This is a genomic window from Scytonema sp. HK-05 (assembly GCF_963872035.1).
GTDB lineage: Bacteria > Cyanobacteriota > Cyanobacteriia > Cyanobacteriales > Nostocaceae > Kalymmatonema.
The window spans coordinates 1-16,767 of sequence record NZ_CAWMYC010000161.1; the positions used below are offsets into that span (position 1 = coordinate 1).

General features: G+C 43.8%; 17 protein-coding genes. 11 read left to right on the forward strand and 6 right to left on the reverse strand.

Features of this window, described 5'->3' with window-relative positions; translation table 11 throughout:
* Nucleotides 1–36: 36 nt before the first annotated feature.
* Both AACT52_RS37545 and AACT52_RS37550 read right to left on the reverse strand, forming a co-directional pair.
* A complete protein-coding gene (locus AACT52_RS37545) occupies nucleotides 37–312 on the reverse strand; it encodes a hypothetical protein (RefSeq protein ID WP_073635341.1) in 276 nt (91 codons plus the stop codon).
* 94 nt (nucleotides 313–406) lie between these two features.
* Entirely contained in the window at nucleotides 407–2,764 is a 2,358-nt protein-coding gene (locus tag AACT52_RS37550) for an NACHT domain-containing protein (protein WP_073635342.1), read from the reverse strand.
* A 169-nt stretch (nucleotides 2,765–2,933) separates the two neighbouring features.
* On the opposite strand from AACT52_RS37550, the gene AACT52_RS37555 reads away from it, so the two are divergent.
* Nucleotides 2,934–3,143: a hypothetical protein gene (locus AACT52_RS37555; protein ID WP_073635343.1), complete on the forward strand. Its 210-nt coding sequence runs from the start codon at nucleotides 2,934–2,936 to the stop codon at nucleotides 3,141–3,143.
* Nucleotides 3,144–3,215: 72 nt separating this feature from the next.
* Here AACT52_RS37555 and hemW read toward each other — a convergent pair whose 3' ends face one another.
* Nucleotides 3,216–4,400 (reverse strand): radical SAM family heme chaperone HemW, encoded by a 1,185-nt coding sequence (gene hemW, locus AACT52_RS37560; RefSeq protein ID WP_073635344.1) that lies wholly within the window; start codon nucleotides 4,398–4,400, stop codon nucleotides 3,216–3,218.
* A 254-nt stretch (nucleotides 4,401–4,654) separates the two neighbouring features.
* Here hemW and AACT52_RS37565 point away from each other — a divergent pair, with 254 nt between their 5' ends.
* Nucleotides 4,655–5,731, forward strand: coding sequence for a PIN/TRAM domain-containing protein (locus tag AACT52_RS37565; RefSeq protein WP_073635345.1), 1,077 nt, complete (start codon nucleotides 4,655–4,657; stop codon nucleotides 5,729–5,731).
* A gap of 510 nt (nucleotides 5,732–6,241) precedes the next feature.
* On the opposite strand, the gene gloA2 is transcribed toward AACT52_RS37565, so the two are convergent.
* Both gloA2 and AACT52_RS37575 read right to left on the reverse strand, forming a co-directional pair.
* On the reverse strand, nucleotides 6,242–6,628 hold the full coding sequence (gene gloA2, locus AACT52_RS37570; RefSeq protein ID WP_073635347.1) for an SMU1112c/YaeR family gloxylase I-like metalloprotein: 387 nt from the start codon (nucleotides 6,626–6,628) through the stop codon (nucleotides 6,242–6,244).
* Between the two features lie 107 nt (nucleotides 6,629–6,735).
* A complete protein-coding gene (locus AACT52_RS37575; protein WP_073635348.1) occupies nucleotides 6,736–7,983 on the reverse strand; it encodes a vWA domain-containing protein in 1,248 nt (415 codons plus the stop codon).
* A gap of 265 nt (nucleotides 7,984–8,248) precedes the next feature.
* Between AACT52_RS37575 and AACT52_RS37580 the strand changes: the two genes are divergently transcribed.
* From AACT52_RS37580 to AACT52_RS37610, 7 genes are all read left to right on the forward strand, one after another.
* Nucleotides 8,249–8,947 (forward strand): ATP-dependent Clp protease proteolytic subunit, encoded by a 699-nt coding sequence (locus AACT52_RS37580; protein ID WP_073635349.1) that lies wholly within the window; start codon nucleotides 8,249–8,251, stop codon nucleotides 8,945–8,947.
* Nucleotides 8,948–8,989: 42 nt separating this feature from the next.
* The gene (locus tag AACT52_RS37585) at nucleotides 8,990–9,580 is read left to right on the forward strand and encodes an ATP-dependent Clp protease proteolytic subunit (RefSeq protein WP_073635350.1); all 591 of its coding nucleotides are present in this window, start codon (nucleotides 8,990–8,992) and stop codon (nucleotides 9,578–9,580) included.
* Between the two features lie 191 nt (nucleotides 9,581–9,771).
* Nucleotides 9,772–10,389 (forward strand): J domain-containing protein, encoded by a 618-nt coding sequence (locus AACT52_RS37590; RefSeq protein WP_073635351.1) that lies wholly within the window; start codon nucleotides 9,772–9,774, stop codon nucleotides 10,387–10,389.
* Between the two features lie 98 nt (nucleotides 10,390–10,487).
* Nucleotides 10,488–10,742 carry a MoaD/ThiS family protein gene (locus AACT52_RS37595; protein ID WP_073635352.1) on the forward strand — a complete coding sequence of 85 codons (255 nt, stop codon included), beginning with the start codon at nucleotides 10,488–10,490 and terminating at the stop codon, nucleotides 10,740–10,742.
* A 255-nt stretch (nucleotides 10,743–10,997) separates the two neighbouring features.
* Nucleotides 10,998–12,302 (forward strand): threonine synthase, encoded by a 1,305-nt coding sequence (gene thrC, locus AACT52_RS37600; RefSeq protein WP_073635353.1) that lies wholly within the window; start codon nucleotides 10,998–11,000, stop codon nucleotides 12,300–12,302.
* A gap of 95 nt (nucleotides 12,303–12,397) precedes the next feature.
* Nucleotides 12,398–12,673: a MoaD/ThiS family protein gene (locus AACT52_RS37605; RefSeq protein ID WP_073635374.1), complete on the forward strand. Its 276-nt coding sequence runs from the start codon at nucleotides 12,398–12,400 to the stop codon at nucleotides 12,671–12,673.
* A gap of 225 nt (nucleotides 12,674–12,898) precedes the next feature.
* On the forward strand, nucleotides 12,899–13,576 hold the full coding sequence (locus tag AACT52_RS37610) for a DUF2996 domain-containing protein (RefSeq protein WP_073635354.1): 678 nt from the start codon (nucleotides 12,899–12,901) through the stop codon (nucleotides 13,574–13,576).
* Here AACT52_RS37610 and AACT52_RS37615 read toward each other — a convergent pair.
* Entirely contained in the window at nucleotides 13,573–14,112 is a 540-nt protein-coding gene (locus AACT52_RS37615) for a TM2 domain-containing protein (RefSeq protein ID WP_073635355.1), read from the reverse strand. The genes AACT52_RS37610 and AACT52_RS37615 overlap by 4 nt on opposite strands.
* A 788-nt stretch (nucleotides 14,113–14,900) precedes the next feature.
* Here AACT52_RS37615 and acsF point away from each other — a divergent pair.
* Together acsF and AACT52_RS37625 are read left to right on the forward strand one after the other, a co-directional pair.
* Nucleotides 14,901–15,977, forward strand: a complete 1,077-nt coding sequence (gene acsF / locus AACT52_RS37620) for a magnesium-protoporphyrin IX monomethyl ester (oxidative) cyclase (protein ID WP_073635356.1) — start codon at nucleotides 14,901–14,903, stop codon at nucleotides 15,975–15,977.
* A gap of 84 nt (nucleotides 15,978–16,061) precedes the next feature.
* Entirely contained in the window at nucleotides 16,062–16,751 is a 690-nt protein-coding gene (locus AACT52_RS37625) for a hypothetical protein (protein ID WP_073635357.1), read from the forward strand.
* Nucleotides 16,752–16,767 lie beyond the last annotated feature (16 nt).

The window sequence follows — 16,767 nt, forward strand, 5'->3', positions numbered from 1 at the left end:
TAACAAGCCCCTGCCTTTTAGGCATGGGGTCGCTACTTAACGAGAGAACCCTGACTCTTGTTTCCTTGATTCCATTTCTTCAATTTCTAACTCTGGAAACTCCCCGCGTCTCATGCGTGTGATATATTCCTGAGCATCCATACCCCCTAAGTGATTGGGTGCGATTCCCGCAAATTCCATCACATTACGGCGTGGTTTGCGTGTAATCTCGCAATGTTGTAGTCTTTGTGTTAGGTAGGCGATTAGACGCAATTGCTCATCAGGTGTGAGTGCGTCTGCTTGTTTCATCACTTCACGTAATTCTTTAGACATTTTGGCTGTTCCTCCCTTTATTCAAGCTTATCAATAGTTAGTAAGAGATGAAACAGAAATTTGAATTTCACAAATACAATATTCGCTATCTTCGCTAAAGAACCCGTTGCTGACGCTTCTCAATTTCGGCAATGGGTAATAACAAGGTGTCTTCAATTTCCTGTCGCACTTCGTGAGATACTTCACTATTGTTCAAGCATTTTACTAGCAATTCATTTGCATCATAATATTGCTGAAGCAATTTTTTCTGCTGTTTGCTGAACTGCCAATCGTGACCAATATTGCAATATTGAATCATGACAGTTTTTAATTGTTTAGTCCAATTTTGACCTTTTACTTGCCACCACTGCTTAAAGATAAGGCTATCAACACTTGGATTAGGTAGTTGACGTTTGAGGTTTTGGAATGATTGTTTGAGTTCATCTGTACGGCCACGAATAAGATGAAGAACAATATCCATCTCAAAGTAAATTGTAGTATCCAAGGAATAGGCGCAGTTAATAACACGGGCAACAGCACGGTTGAGATCAAGAGAACAGGCAAGATTAAGATCAACTGTAGATGTAAGAGCAAAAACTTGATGGATAAGATGATGCTCACGATCAAGGGCAAGTTCAAGATCAAGGACAAGTTCAAGGTAAAAAGCTCTAAGAACTAGCGATTTACATGAACAAACAACAGGTATGTATACAAGTGGAGGGCAAAAACTATAGCTTCTTGCCCAGCTGAGAAACTGCTGCAATTTCTCCTCTCCGGCAGAGAGTTCATCTATTTGTTGCTTTAACAGCAGTAGTGAATCACTATTCCACGGCATACTAAGCGCAAGTAAAAAGACTTGACGCCAGCGTGTCTCAGTGATGTATCTTATCAGCCTTTTCGCTTGTGGTTCAGAACTTGTAACAAAATGTCTAGCCGTTAAATACTCTTGAAAAGTCAAATGAGAAAATGAATAAATTTCCCGTGCCCTCTCTACAAGTAACCCATGTTGGCTAACAATAGATTTCAGCACTACCGTACTATCCCTTTGCAATCTTGTTAGGTCAGTTTGAGCATCAGGTAAACTACTAAGATACTCAGCAATATACTGCTCGACCTCGCCTTGTTCAAAAAAGTAACGGTTTTTCTCAAAAGTGATAGCTGCTACCTGGCTTAGAAGCTCTATCTTGTCTTCTAAAGACAAATTTTGATAAACTTCATCGCGTTTAATGCCCTTTTCTTCATCCCATTTTATGAGCAGAACGTCTAGACCTTGCTCATACAGTTTAAAGCGCTTTGACGGGAATTCGCCTTTAGTTTGGAAGACTAAACAAGTTAGATTCAGTAATATTGGCGTGACTACCAGTTCTTTAATTTGCTGGTTTTCTGGTAAATTCAGCTTGTCAATAAACCGCCTTGCTGTCCCTTCCCCCTCTTTTCCGTCATTTTTGGCAACGGCTACAAACCACTTTTTAGTAAACGCTTCAACTTGCTCAGAGTTAAAATCTGCCACTTCAACATCAGTGAATCCCTGAAATACGGATTTCTGTGCAGCAATGCGACAGGTGATAATATACTGATTTTTGAAATAATCTTCTGCGAAACGGCGAATTTGTCTAACTACATCATCGGCATCTTCTTCAGACACTTCATCCAAGCCATCAAATAACATTATTGTTCGTCCCTCAGTAAGGATAGTTTCGATAACTGATTTATCCGCAATTCCACAACGGCGAAATTCTTTGATAATGTAGTTCAATAACCTGGATTCGCTGTCGTCTGTTCTAGTATCTTCAGCAAAGTTTTTCAACCAGATGAATATCGGTACTCGATTCGACTGAAACTCGCCCAAGTTGCACTTAATGGCTACCCACCGCAAAAACGTGGTTTTACCCGCTCCTGGTTTGCCAAGTACCATCAACTTAGAATAGCGCGATACAGCATCTAAACCTGGTACTCGTTGCTGACGCACTTCGCCTAATCCCAGTCTGTTAAAGTTATCTAATTCTGGATTAAAGTGTCGCGCCAAGTCAGAAATCTCTCGCCATTGCTGACTAGTTATCTCTTCCAAAATATTGACATCGGTGTAGATATCCGCCAGCGCGACAGGTTGGGAAATATACAGCATCCGCATTGTGCCACATTGGTCTTGGATTTTTTCGTGGCGCTTTTCCCGTACCTCCTGCACCAGTGCATCAATATCTAAAGCGCTATCCTGTTGTTTCTTCTCCTGTGCTGGTTGACTGGCAGATTTAGCAACAATCTCATCCCACTCCAGCCCCAACTCCTCGCAAATCTTCACAAAATATTGTCGGTCAACTAGCTTACCACGAAAGAACTTGCTGACTGTCTCACGCGAGGTTTTTAACTCTTTGGCTAGCTCATTTTGAGTCAAGCATCTATCAGTCAGCGCTTTTTGTGCTTTCTCTTTTCCTTCTGGAGATAATTGGAGCGATCGCCCTACCCGTCCTGCCATAGATTATCAGCATCACTTGTGCTAATTCTAGCTACCCCACTTCAAAGTCTGACTTATCTCTGACAAAGACTTACATCAGCCTGACATCCTACAGTCCTTGCGCTGGCTTGTTCTCTGACACCTGTTGACGAACCTGGAAGGGTAAAGATACAGAACAAGGACGAAATTCATGAACGCGATCATGTTGTGGGTAATCCAAACTTCTGCTGAAGTAGCCCTTGGCATTTTTATTGAGAAACTATTGAGTGATGCTAACAGAAAGCGTGCAAGTAAATTACTGAAACACCAGGTTCTCGTAGTTTACTTAAACTGGGTGTTACTCAAAACTCCCCTTGATCCCAAGAAACTTCATCAATACCTTGAACAGCAACAAGGGTAGTTATATAAATTGGTGCGTTAGCTGTCGCTAACACACCCTACCATTACTCTGCGCCCTTGGCGTCTTGGCGGTTTATTCCCCCAACTCCTTAAACAACCCCGCCAACACCACATTAGAAAACAAGAAACCATCGGGATCAGTCAACCGCAACCTTTCTTGCACAACTTCCACCCAGCCCTTCTCATAATACGGCTGCAAACACTGATGAATCTCCTCCACCTTCTCTTCCCCAAACCGTTCCGCCAAAACCCCCAAACTCACACCCTCTGCCAAACGCAACCCCAACATTAAAGTTTCTAATAAAACTTCATCTGGTGATGTCACTTCGCAATCAATCACAGCACCGTCTTGCACCCACTGATAATATTCCTTCGTTTTACGCGGACGGTTGAACCGTTTCCCTTCTACGTAACTCGCTGCGCCCATACCAAACGCATAATACGGGCGATTTTCCCAGTAAACCCGATTATGGCGACACTGATGTCCTGGCTGTGCATAGTTGGAGATTTCATAATGCTCATAACCTGCACTTGTCAAAATTTGCTGTGCCATCCGATACATTTTGACTGTGGTTTCATCTGTCGGCAAAGGTTGATCCCCAGGTTTATAGTAACGACCAAAAGCAGTTCCAGGCTCAATGGTGAGGTCGTAAATCGATATATGTGTGGGTGCTATGGCAACCGCTTTTTCTAAAGACTCCTGCCACCTATCTAAAGTTTGATGCGGTAGTCCCGAAATTAAGTCTAAGCTGAAGTCGGGAATCCTCACCTGCCGAATCAAGTCCACAGCTGCGAATATATCAGAGACCGAGTGCGATCGCCCGCAAACTTGCAATAAGTTTTCTTGAAACGCTTGTACACCTAAACTTATCCGATTTACGCCTGCACTGCGGTAGCCTTGTAGATGTACCGAATCAAACGTACCTGGGTCTATTTCCATTGAAATTTCTACCCCAGGAGATACACCAAACTGTTTGTCAAGCGTTGCCAATATTCGTTGTAACTGTTCTGTAGACAGAAGAGAGGGAGTACCGCCGCCAAAGAAAATTGTAGTCAAGGGTTGACCGAGGGCTGGCGTGATGGCAATTTCTTGACATAGTACATCAACGTATTGGGAGATAGTGCCAGATGTTTCGCCCCGCAAGCGATCGCCCACAACTGATACAGGGAAATCACAGTAAAAACATCGCCTTCTACAAAAGGGAATATGAATATAAGCAGAACTCGGAATACCGAAAGCAGAAACTTTTTGAATCATATTGATAAACTTTTAAATTATTATTTACACAATGACAAACTCATGAAAATTACTATGTTATTTAAATGTTTTTATTGTTTGACAACAAAAACCTGAAAAAGATAAAGCATAAAAATCTTTGGTTATAATGATTGCAGATGTTGTCACACTAAGGGCTTAGTATGACGATAAATCTTTCCTAAATCTATCTTACCGAGGAAATAAACAATACTTTACTTGCTCGGTTAACACAGTTCCAAAAAAACAATACAACAATGCTTGATGCCATTATTATTTTCTCATTCGTCCTGGCAGCAGCGGGAACAGGTTACTACAGCATAGATTTGTTACCCGCAGGGGTACTAGCTAGAGTTTCTAACCTGGAAGCTTTACGCATGATTGTTGCTGCTTTTGCCGCCATATTTGGGGGTGCAGTTGGATTGAGTTTTCAAACAGGATATCGTCGCTTGCAAGCTCAAGTCCGAGAACTCCCACTCGAAGTTATTTTAACTCGTGCCATTGGATTGGTGATTGGGCTATTGATAGCCAACTTAATGCTTGCCCCGTTATTCTTGCTACCAATTCCAGCAGATTTTAGCTTTATAAAACCATTGGTAGCAGTTGTGGGTAGCATCATACTGTCATACACTGGTATGAATTTAGCAGATGCCCACGGTCGCGGATTATTAAGGCTTCTTAATCCCAACACCGTGGAAACAATGGTCGTGGAAGGAACTCTCAAACCCGCCAATACCAAAGTTTTAGATACCAGCTGCATTATCGATGGTCGCATCGAAACACTGCTAGAAACTGGGTTTCTAGAAGGGCAGATTCTCGTGCCACAATTTGTCTTGCAAGAATTGCAACAAGTAGCAGACGCGAGCAAAGACCAAAAGCGGGTTCGGGGAAGACGAGGACTAGAGATTCTCAACCGGATCAAAGCAGCTTACCCTGATCGCATCCTGATCAACTCAATTGACTATGACGATATTGCCACAGTTGATGCTAAATTAGTGCGTTTCGCTCAAGAAATCAACGGTACACTGCTAACGAATGATTACAACTTATCTAAAGTTGCTAGCGTCCAAAAAGTACCTGTATTAAATGTCAACGATTTGGTGAATGCAGTTCGTCCCACGTACCTACCTGGCGATAACATTGACTTGAAGATTCTTAAAGAAGGCAAAGAACCCACTCAAGGCATTGGTTATCTCGATGATGGCACAATGGTTGTCGTTGAGGAAGGCAGGAATTATGTGGGAGGCGAACTCCGGGTGGTCGTCACCAGTGCCTTGCAAACTTCCGCAGGAAGGATGATTTTTGCCAAACCTCAAGCTTCGGCGTTTGCATAAGGGCGATGGCACGTTCAATTCGAGTTAAACTTTGTGGTCGGTGCAGTCAACCTGCACCGATTCTTTATAGAGTAAAGTACGAAGAAGATGGGCAATGGGTTTTTGTCTGCCCTGAATGTTGGACACTCTTGAGTGAAAATAACCCGTTTTATGTTTATGGCGGAACGTGGAAAGCTCACAAAAGGCATTGACCGAATAATTCATAATTGATAATTCATAATGGATATTTAAAACCGCAGCCTATAAGTAAGTAGGCGAGAAAAAATCAAACTATGTAAAGAAAAGTAAAGCTTGAAAACTAGTTCGTAGTAAGCGCTAAGCGCGTGCCTCCTACGGAGGTCGCACGGTACAGCCGTCAGGCGTGCCGCAGGCTAGACAGCGCTTACTACATACCTTTCATTATTTACACAGACCTACTTAGCAGATAAACGCAGATAAATTATCTGTGTGCATCTGTGTTAATATGTGGTTTTTTTACAAAATTGACTTTTGCACTCTGGTTTCATGACTCTAATGCTCATAAATCTCAAGAGGTAGATTATCTGGGTCTTTGAAAAAAGTAAATTTTTTCCCAGTAATTTCATCAATTCTAATATTTTCTACCTCGACTCCTTGCAATTTTAAGTCATTAACATTTTGCTCTATATCATCAACTTCAAAAGCAAGATGCCTTAAACCACAAGCTTCAGGACTATTGACTCGTTGGGGAGGATTAGGGAAAGAAAATAACTCAATTTGGTGATTTTCCCCCACTCGCAAATCCAACTTATAAGAATTTCTCTGAGCGCGGTACGTCTCATTAATAATAGAAAAACCTAAGACTTCGGTATAAAACTTTTTTGAGCGTTCGTAATCAGAACAAATAATAGCCACATGATGAATTCCAGTAATTCTCATTTTTTCTATTCTCTTTATCTCTGTGTCCTCTGCGTCCTCTGCGGTTTATTTATCAGTAAAAAATTAATCACGAATCTAAAGGGCAGGCAAAAAGCCCGCCCGATAAACTAAGAATCCTGCAAAACAGTCTTGGACACAATCCTGGTTTTCTTGCGATCGCTTTCGGATAACTCCTCACCAGCTTGCAGCCGGGTTGCAGAAGTTTGCAACACCGTAGCTGCACTTTTATCTCCCATCTGCAAGGCAGTTTTAGCAGCAGTTTGTAGCATTGTTGCAGCACCAGCGCGATCGCCCTGTTGCAATTTTGCCTCTGCGAGCTGCGTTTGCCGATATTTGGCTAATGCTAAAATATGCTGTTGCACTTCGGCTGTAGGAGAAGATTGGTATACCCGCACCACATTTGCCTCAACTGGGATCGTTTCTGAAAGTAACCCTGTTTTATTTTGCGCCGGATCGTCGTAGCGGACTTGTAACTTAGCGATCGTTTGTCTACCTTCTGGCAACTGTCCCAAGTAGACATTTGCCAAAATCACCCGTTCCACATCCTTCATCAAATCGCCCAAGCGCACAGCAAAACGTCCATCAGCTTCTGGTTGCACTGGCAATTCAATGGTATCTGGGGCAACTTGAGCAATCGGTTTAAGTTCTGCCAGCCGCACATTGGGCATGAGGGAGAATAATAAATAAGCATTAGTCAATCCCACCGTTTGAATGCGGTTGAAAAGGCGACTAAACTCATCTACTGCTTGTTCTGGTTGCGCAATGTAAGACAAAGTGCCACCACCACCATCGGCGATTTTTTCAAGCACATCCTGGTTCCAATTGTCGCCAAATCCTAAAGTGTTCAAAGTCAAATTATAGCTAGCAGCTAATTGGGCAAATTTCAAACAGCGGTTATTGTCACCGTGTTCATTTTCACCATCAGTTAAGAGAAAAGCTTGAGAAATTGTTTCTTTTTTTCCCTTTGCTAGTTCCTCAATACCCAAGCGCAAACCTTCATCAATAGCAGTTCCACCATCAGCAGAAAGGCGGTTAATTTGCTGTTTAATCCGCTCAGGGTTTTCGATAATTTGATTGGGGACTAAAACCTTTGCACGGTGGTCAAAAACGACAATGCTCAGGCGATCCCCACTCTTAAGTCTATCAACAAGACGGCTTGCCGCTTTTTTGACAGTTTCTAAAGGTCGCCCACCCATCGAACCACTATGGTCGAGAATTAGGCATAAATTCAGTGGGATGTTGCGATCGCGATTTTCTGCACTTGCAGAAATGGAAATTGCCAACTGACGTTGACTGTTAGATTGATTGGCATCTAAGTTGCCATCATTGAGAGCAGGCTGCAAGCTAACCTTCATAACCCCCCAAGGTTCCTACACAAGTTATACATATTTATAAATAACTTCAAAGCACACCATCACAACTTCGGAAAAGTTATCTAACAAGAACTTTAAATCATGTTCATAATAAAAAGTGTATGGCAATGGCGAAAGGGGAATACTTTTTGTCGCCCTTGTACCGATACACCGCTACACCTTAGAGAGAAATCCACACCTCCCTTGCAAGCAAGCATCGCGCTAGGATGTACTAGAGTTAACGGCATCAATTTAGGCAACAGTTGCTATGGAAAATTCCATCACCAAGGCTGTGCAAGCACCTTACGGTGGCGACAGCTTCTACCGATCACCACCGCCAGATTTACCTTCTTTATTGTTAAAGGAACGTATTATATACCTGGGACTGCCCCTAGTTTCACCAGATGAGTATAAACAACAACTAGGTGTAGACGTAACAGAACTCATTATTGCTCAGCTTCTGTACCTACAATACGAAGACCCAGACAAGCCGATTTCTATCTACATCAACTCCACAGGCACTTCTTGGTACACTGGTGATGCCATCGGCTCTGAAACAGAAGCTTTTGCCATCTGTGATACCCTAAATTACATCAAGCCGCCAGTGCATACCATCTGTCTTGGTAACGCTATGGGTACAGCGGCAATGATTCTGTCTTCGGGAACCAAAGGCTGTCGCGCCAGTTTACCGAATGCGTCGATTGTTCTGCACCAGGCAAAACGTGGTACTGGCTACGCTCAAGCGACAGACATTCAAATCCAAGCACAAGAAGTGCTGAAAAATAAGCAAATGATCTTGAGTATTCTCTCGCGAAATACTGGGCAGCCCGCAGAAAGAATCGCCAAAGATTTAGATCGCAAGTTATACATGACACCCCAACAAGCCAAAGAATACGGCTTGATTGACCGGGTTTTAGAAAGTTCCAAAGAACTTCCTCAAGCATTGGCTGCTGCTGTTCCTCGTTAAATCTGTTAAATCTTTTTTTTTCGCTAAGAGTAAAAAAATCCTATGCCGATTGGTATTCCTAGAGTCCCTTTCCGCTTCCCTGGAGATCCTTACACCCAGTGGATTAACCTTTACGAACGCCTTGCTCTGGAACGAATCATTTTCCTGAGTGGAGAAGTGAGCGACGGCATGGCTAATGCCATTATTGCCAGACTGCTCTACATGGATTCTGAAGACCCAACCAAGGATATCAGTATCTACATCAACTCACCTGGTGGTTCGGTGACAGCAGGTCTTGCCATCTATGACACAATGATGCACATCAAAGCAAATGTGATCACCATCTGTGTGGGGATGGCAGCTTCAATGGGTTCGTTCCTGCTGGCAGCTGGCACCAAAGGCAAACGTCTTGCCTTGCCTAATTCCCGAATTCTCATTCACCAACCTCTTGGCGGCGCTCAAGGTCAAGCGACCGATATTGAGATTGAAGCTAAGGAGATCCTGAGAATGCGGCAGCAACTCAATGAAATGCTAGCTGCTCGCACAGGTCAACCCATAGAAAAAATTCAAAAAGACACAGACCGCGATTACTGGATGTCTGCTCAAGAGGCAAAAGAATACGGTTTGATTGACCGTGTGATTGACGAACGCTAGTGAAGAGGAGTGGAGGAGTGGAGGAGTAACTGATTATTTCCTCTTCCCCCCCTCTCCCCTTGTCCCCCTCCCCCTGCTGTTCAAAACTGTGAAGTATGAACTTTCAATGCGAATTGAAGTCTTTATGATTTAGACTTCAGCCTTTAAACTTAAAGCTGATAGCCGATACTCGCGATCGCTGATAACTCAAGATGGATCTTGGAGATTGCTACCGTTTATTAGGTTTAAGGTCAGGAGCCTGTTTCGCCGACATCAAAGCGTCTTATCGTCGCCTGGCGCAACAATATCATCCTGATATCAACCCAGGTGACAGTAAAGCAAAAGAAAAGTTTATTGCCGTGACTGAAGCATACAAGCTGCTGTTGCACGTGATACCACAACAAGAGACAGCACCGCCTTCAAGTCACTCGCCCTTCGTTGGATATCAGCCAACAAAAGTAACGCATCCAGAAACACCAACGAAGGAAAAACCAAAAGAAAAACCAAAGCCAAAGCCGCCTAGTTTTTCAGAGATAGAACAGCGGTTAAAGTGGAAAACTTACGAACATTTACAGCAGTTTTTGAAAGAAAGACGCTTCCCCCAAGCGATATCCTTGGCGGAAGCATTAGCACAGCGTTTACCAGCAGATGCAGAAGTGCGTCAGTGGCAAGCTATTTCCTATCAAATTTGGGGACGAGCGCTGATTGCAGAAAAGCAGCCTTTCAAAGCTAAAATTTATCTGAAAAAAGCCCTCAAAACAGACCCTCACAATAAGTCTTTGTGCAATGAGGTACAGCGCGATTTTCAGATGTTAGAACAAATGTTTTGAGTTTGCTTAATATTTTTTCTATAGTCCTATTTTGATAAAGTTTTTAGCTAGGGAAAGTTAACTCTTATCATTACCCTAGCAATTCATATTTTATTTTCATGTCTGGAATTACCGTTACCGTTAAATTGTTTGCTGCTTACCAAGAAGCTTATCGAGTTCCAGAGCTCGTACTGGAATTTCCTGAGAATACAGCAGTTAAAGAGGTACGCGATCGCCTGCTGAGCGAACATCCCCAACTCGCTCAATTGCGCGATATTACCCGCTTTGGAGTGAATTTGCAATTTGTCGAACCAGATACCATCCTGCAAGACGGCGATGAGGTTGTGTTAATTCCGCCAGTCAGTGGCGGCTGAGATGAAATCCGTTTGATTGCTTATCGTTAGGACAGACAGTCTGACGCCGAAAATATTCGAGTAAGTTCTTAAGTCAATCTCCTATTATACCACTTTTGGGTTTTGGATTCTAGATTCAACTTTGGATTTTGGATTCAATACTATATTTGTATGTTGAAAACATACCCGACAAAATTTGTCGGGTATGTTTGACGAGTATTTTTGCTCGTGTTACTATCAATCGACAGTTGACGGACATCCAGGGAAAGCTGACTTATGACACAGGCGACAACCACCAACACCCAAGCCACCACTGCCACGTTTAAATCCTTAAAATGTAAGGAATGTGGCGCAGAATATGAACTCAAGGCTCTTCATGTATGCGAGTTCTGCTTTGGTCCATTGGAAGTAAGCTACGACTATAGTGCCCTGCGCTCCACCGTCACCCGTGAAACAATTCAGGCGGGACCAAACTCAATCTGGCGCTATCGTAAGTTTTTGCCTGTAACCAGCGAAAACCCGATTGATGTGGGAACTGGTATGACTCCGTTGGTGCGATCGCACCGCTTGGCACGTCGCCTGGGTTTAAAGAAGCTATACATCAAGAATGATGCCGTCAATATGCCCACCCTCAGCTTCAAAGATAGGGTGGTGTCAGTTGCTCTCACCCGCGCACGCGAGTTGGGTTTCACCACTGTTTCTTGCGCTAGCACGGGTAACTTAGCAAATTCTACCGCTGCTATTGCGGCACACGCTGGTTTAGATTGTTGCGTGTTCATTCCTGCTGATTTGGAAGCAGGAAAAATTTTGGGAAGCCTCATTTACAGTCCCACCCTCATGGCTGTCAAGGGTAACTACGACCAAGTCAACCGCTTGTGTTCGGAAGTTGCGAATACACATGGATGGGGTTTTGTCAATATCAACCTGCGTCCTTACTACTCAGAAGGTTCCAAGACACTAGGCTTTGAAGTAGCAGAACAACTGGGTTGGGAACTGCCTGACCACATTGTTGCACCTTTGGCATCTGGTTCGCTGTACACAAAAATTTACAAAGGCTTCCAAGAATTCGTGGAAGTTGGTTTGGTGGAAGGCAAGAAAGTCAAGTTCAGCGGCGCACAAGCTGAAGGGTGTTCACCGATCGCTCAAGCTTATAAAGAAGAACGCGACTTTATCAAACCAGTAAAACCGAATACAATTGCCAAGTCGCTGGCGATCGGTAACCCAGCAGATGCTGTTTATGCTTTAGACGTAGCCAAGAAAACTAATGGTCATATTGAGTCAGTCACCGATAGCGAAATTATCGAAGCCATCAAGCTGCTGGCAGAAACAGAAGGCATCTTCACAGAAACTGCAGGTGGTACAACTGTCGCTGTGCTGAAGAAGTTGGCAGAAGCTGGTAAGATTGACCCAGATGAAACCACCGTGGTGTACATTACCGGAAATGGCTTGAAAACCCAAGAAGCCATACAAGGTTACATTGGCGAACCTCTGACGATTGAGGCAAAACTCGATAGCTTTGAACGAGCGCTAGAGCGTTCCCGGACACTGGATCGCCTAGAATGGCAGCAAGTCCTGGTTTAGTCATTAGTCATTAGTCATTAGTCATTAGTCATTAGAAAGAACAAATGACTGATGACACACAACCCTTAACTTCCAACTTACGACTCTCCAAATCTATGTCTGTAAAAGTTTTAGTTCCCACTGCTCTGCAAAAATTTACCAACAACCAAGCCACCCTAGAATGTAAAGGCAGCACGATCACTGAACTGTTTGACTCTCTAGAGCAAAGCTGTCCTGGTATTAAGTCGCGGTTGTGCGATGAAAGTGGACAACCAAGGCGGTTTCTGAATTTGTACGTAAATAGTGAAGATATCCGGTTTTTGGACGGTTCAGATACACCATTGAAAGATGGTGATGAAGTGAGTATTGTACCTGCTGTAGCTGGAGGCTAGGACAATTCACGCATTCACGCATTCACGCATTCAAAGTTCAAAATTCAAAATAATTATTTTGAATCCATGACATTGGAATTTGAATGAATTTGTCCTCAAACGAGGTAGGCTTTAGTCGCTGGAAAAAGTGGTCGTTGTTTGGAGACAGACCTGGCTGTGTCAAAATGAAGATGACAAAGACCTCCAGGTGATCTCTCATAGCAAGACAAAGGATAGACCTGAGCAATGGCAGAAGAAACAAATCACAATGAAGCTGGGGAAGTTGCTCCCAGTACTGTAGACCAGCAGGCTCCCAGTGTCGCTGAAGAACACGCTCCCAGTACAGACTCACCCGAAGCGACAGACATTCCTACGGCAAACGCGCCAGATCCCAAAGCCGCAAACCCAGAAACTAATCCCAATGCGGCAAAAACAACGACTGCATCCACGCGCGAGAAGCCAGCAGGAGCCGCTAAAGCAGCCGCAGGGGATAAAGCCGCAGCAGGGGAAAAAGGAGCCGCTAAAGCAGCCGCAAAAAAAGAGAAAGCACCAGCGCTAGAAGATAAGCCATTTGCAGATTTTATCCAGCAAGATTACTTGCCAGCTGTACAAAAGGCGATCGCATCTCAAGGGGTGCAAGATTTACAGCTGAATTTTGCCAAGCAGAAAATTTCCGTCATTGGTTTTAACACAAATGACGAATGCTGGCAAATCGCGGGTAGTTGGCAGAATGGTTTGCGCCAGTTTAACCTGTATTTTACCGAAGAAGATATTCAAGGGAAAAAGGCTTTTTCCTGTTACGAAGGCAAAAAGCCCAGCACTCTTGAGTCATTCTTAATCGATGAGCGCAAAGTCACGCTTGATTTACTGGTTTATGGACTGGTGCAGCGCTTGAACGGGCAAAAGTGGCTGGGGAGAAATTAGTTCAGTTCGTGGAAGTGGTAGATTACGGCTCCGGTAACGGGGTCGTTATCTATCCTCGCATATCCTGATTTCAGCAACTCCTTGAAAACAGCTTCCACCTCAGTAAAGGTAGCCCCCGTATCCATAACTGCTTGAGTGACGGTAAGTTGACCGCCTCTTTTTTCCGCAGCTTTCAGCAATTCCATCATCAGTTTTTCCTGTGGAGAGCGGTAAACTTGGGTAGCAACAGCAGGTTGATTCAAAGGCACACCTAAAGGCGATAAACCCGCTTTGAGTCTGAGTTTCATTTGGTGTTCATCAACCATATTAGGGATAATAAACAAGTCTACAAACTGCCCTACACCAAACACACCATAAGTCACCAGCCACAATATACCCGTCCCTATTTTGCCATTGTATAAACGGTGCAGTCCGCCCAAACCAACAAACCAGGCTGCACTCAAAATGTAGGAGACAAGAAGACGTTCTTGATTGTCTTTATTGTTATTATTATTATTATTATTATTAATATTATTTTTGTTGTTTTCTGCATTCATCTCGTTTCCATCCCCTCTAATTCACTCTTTGCTAAGTACATTCCTACTCTGTTTTTTTCGGATCAGGATAAGCAGCCAAAGTTTTCACAATTCCTATACCACCGCGATCGCTCTTATTCCTAAGATAACCAGCTTAGATAAATTTTACTGAGTTAAAAGTTACATTAATTACATATATAATCATGCTGCTATATCTTTACAGTATGAGCGGTTTGTGCTTACCCTACCTCACCCAGTGGATTCACCCGACTGAGTGATTTACAGCTATTTTCAGTTAATTGAACCACAGATTTTCGTGGGGGCACGGCACAGAACATTGGTGTCAACTTAAGGTGAAAACCAGTATAGAGCAAGCTTTTAGAGATTGCCTCGTTCCCAGCCTCAGGCTGGGAATGCCTACAGGGAGGCTCTGCCTACCTTACTTGCGTTACTAGCCGCCCCTACCGCATTTCCAGGTAGAACCTGGAAACGAGATTAAAGACAGGGTTTTGGCTTAAGCTGACACCAATGGGCACAGAACAGCCCCTCCCTCGTGGTTTATTTACTTGAAAAGCGCTGTAAGTTAGTAGCATGGCTTCTACTACAGGCTACACATCCTCGATTGCGGATTTCCCAAAAAATTGAACTGTTGTTGCAACTCTTAACGTTTTCTCCGCCTGTACTCACCCTGTACCTTGGTAGACTGAACTATAACAAATAAAATACTGTCATCTGTTGCGGCTTGTGAGGGTATTACTGTTGACTCTCGCAGGCACTCAAGATAATAAGACATTCATGGCAATCAAGACATGGTAGATTCCCTAAAAAAACCAGGCTTTGAAGAAATGCGGTCCGGGATTAAAGTCCCAGCCAAAGAAACCCTACTGACACCCCGATTCTACACGACCGACTTCGATGAGATGGCAAAGATGGACATCTCGCCAAACGAAGACGAGTTACAAGCCATTCTGGAAGAGTTTCGTGCAGACTACAACCGCCATCACTTTGTTCGGGATGCCGAGTTTGAACAATCCTGGGATCATCTTGACGGGGAAACTCGCCGATTGTTCGTGGAATTTCTAGAGCGTTCCTGTACGGCAGAGTTTTCCGGCTTTTTGCTGTACAAAGAACTCGGTCGCCGCTTGAAAGACAAAAGCCCCGTCTTGGCAGAATGCTTCACTCTCATGTCTCGGGATGAAGCGCGTCATGCTGGCTTCTTGAACAAAGCGTTGTCCGACTTCAATCTGGCGTTGGATTTAGGGTTTTTGACCAAGAGCCGCAAATACACGTTCTTTAAGCCGAAATTCATCTTCTACGCAACTTACCTTTCAGAAAAGATAGGTTATTGGCGCTATATCACAATTTATCGCCACCTAGAGGCACATCCAGAAGACCGGATTTATCCGATTTTCCGCTGGTTTGAAAACTGGTGTCAGGATGAAAACCGCCACGGGGATTTCTTTGATGCCATCATGAAATCTCAGCCGCAAATGTTAAATGATTGGAAGGCGCGCTTGTGGAGTCGGTTCTTCCTGCTGTCGGTGTTCGCGACGATGTACCTCAACGACGTCCAGCGCAAAGACTTTTATGCGTCAATTGGTTTAGATGCACGCGAATATGATGTTTACGTGATTGAAAAGACCAATGAAACTGCAGGGCGAGTGTTCCCAATTACACTGGATGTTCAGCATCCGGAGTTTTATCAACGGTTGGAAGTTTGTGTTAAGAATAACGAGAAGCTAACAGCAATAGCTAGCTCAAAAACTCCCAAATTCCTGCAATTCTTCCAAAAACTCCCCTACTACATCTCTAATGCTTGGCAGCTGTTGCGGTTGTACTTCATCAAACCACTTGATGCTGCTGCTACCCAAGGCGCTGCTCGCTAGATTACAAAGGTTTTGCTAAAACTTAAGTGGTTCTGCACAATGCAGAGCCACTTTTTTTTTACAAACCGCGCAGGACACAAAGGAATGAGAAGGCAGTTATCAACTTTATGCTTTGGAGTGGGTATGAGTTTGGTTTTGATGGCTGCTCCTGGTTTATGTGATACGCCTTCAAAAGACGCCCAGGATTTGAATTTAAGTCCAGAAATCATTAAGGGTAGTCCGGTTTTGCAGCGTTGGCGGCGTCAAGTACCTAATGTGTTGGAAGATATTAAGAATGATCCCAGCTTTCCCACCAAGGTACGGCTAGGCTATTCTTACTTTTCTTCTGAGCAAGTATTTGGAGTAAATGTGGGTGTCGAGGATGTATTTATTGGTCGTACTGGTTTAACGCTAAGTGGTGAATATCAAACAACATTTAATGGTCAACGAGAGGCTTATGGTGCAGACGTGCATTATTATTTACGCCCTTTGGGTAGCTACATCAATATTGCACCAGTGGTAGGCTATCGGCATCTGGAAACAAACAGCTACTCAACAGATGGGGTGAATTTGGGTGCAAAACTGTTGTTAGTGTTGTCTCGCGGTGGTGCAGCAGATATTTCTTTGACACAAAGTTGGGTGGCTCCGGGTACTGGAGAAGAAGTTGGTTTAACAATGTTATCGGTAGGCTACGCCATCACTCGCAATCTCCGCATATCTACAGATATTCAGCAGCAAAATGCGAAACAGGATAAAGACACTCGCTTAGGCGTGGTTTTGGAGTGGATACCTTGAAGTGGTCTTTGAAGAG

What these genes read in the sequence shown, in the direction of transcription:
- AACT52_RS37550 (WP_073635342.1), bottom strand. Translation starts at nt 2,764, where the DNA reads ATGGCAGGACGGGTAGGGCGATCGCTCCAATTATCTCCAGAAGGAAAA.
- AACT52_RS37590 (WP_073635351.1), top strand. Translation starts at nt 9,772, where the DNA reads ATGGATCTTGGAGATTGCTACCGTTTATTAGGTTTAAGGTCAGGAGCC.
- AACT52_RS37545 (WP_073635341.1), bottom strand. Translation starts at nt 312, where the DNA reads ATGTCTAAAGAATTACGTGAAGTGATGAAACAAGCAGACGCACTCACA.
- hemW (WP_073635344.1), bottom strand. Translation starts at nt 4,400, where the DNA reads ATGATTCAAAAAGTTTCTGCTTTCGGTATTCCGAGTTCTGCTTATATT.
- acsF (WP_073635356.1), top strand. Translation starts at nt 14,901, where the DNA reads ATGGTAGATTCCCTAAAAAAACCAGGCTTTGAAGAAATGCGGTCCGGG.
- AACT52_RS37575 (WP_073635348.1), bottom strand. Translation starts at nt 7,983, where the DNA reads ATGAAGGTTAGCTTGCAGCCTGCTCTCAATGATGGCAACTTAGATGCC.
- AACT52_RS37580 (WP_073635349.1), top strand. Translation starts at nt 8,249, where the DNA reads ATGGAAAATTCCATCACCAAGGCTGTGCAAGCACCTTACGGTGGCGAC.
- AACT52_RS37555 (WP_073635343.1), top strand. Translation starts at nt 2,934, where the DNA reads ATGAACGCGATCATGTTGTGGGTAATCCAAACTTCTGCTGAAGTAGCC.
- AACT52_RS37595 (WP_073635352.1), top strand. Translation starts at nt 10,488, where the DNA reads ATGTCTGGAATTACCGTTACCGTTAAATTGTTTGCTGCTTACCAAGAA.
- AACT52_RS37610 (WP_073635354.1), top strand. Translation starts at nt 12,899, where the DNA reads ATGGCAGAAGAAACAAATCACAATGAAGCTGGGGAAGTTGCTCCCAGT.
- AACT52_RS37565 (WP_073635345.1), top strand. Translation starts at nt 4,655, where the DNA reads ATGCTTGATGCCATTATTATTTTCTCATTCGTCCTGGCAGCAGCGGGA.
- AACT52_RS37585 (WP_073635350.1), top strand. Translation starts at nt 8,990, where the DNA reads ATGCCGATTGGTATTCCTAGAGTCCCTTTCCGCTTCCCTGGAGATCCT.
- AACT52_RS37625 (WP_073635357.1), top strand. Translation starts at nt 16,062, where the DNA reads ATGAGAAGGCAGTTATCAACTTTATGCTTTGGAGTGGGTATGAGTTTG.
- AACT52_RS37615 (WP_073635355.1), bottom strand. Translation starts at nt 14,112, where the DNA reads ATGAATGCAGAAAACAACAAAAATAATATTAATAATAATAATAATAAT.
- gloA2 (WP_073635347.1), bottom strand. Translation starts at nt 6,628, where the DNA reads ATGAGAATTACTGGAATTCATCATGTGGCTATTATTTGTTCTGATTAC.
- thrC (WP_073635353.1), top strand. Translation starts at nt 10,998, where the DNA reads ATGACACAGGCGACAACCACCAACACCCAAGCCACCACTGCCACGTTT.
- AACT52_RS37605 (WP_073635374.1), top strand. Translation starts at nt 12,398, where the DNA reads ATGTCTGTAAAAGTTTTAGTTCCCACTGCTCTGCAAAAATTTACCAAC.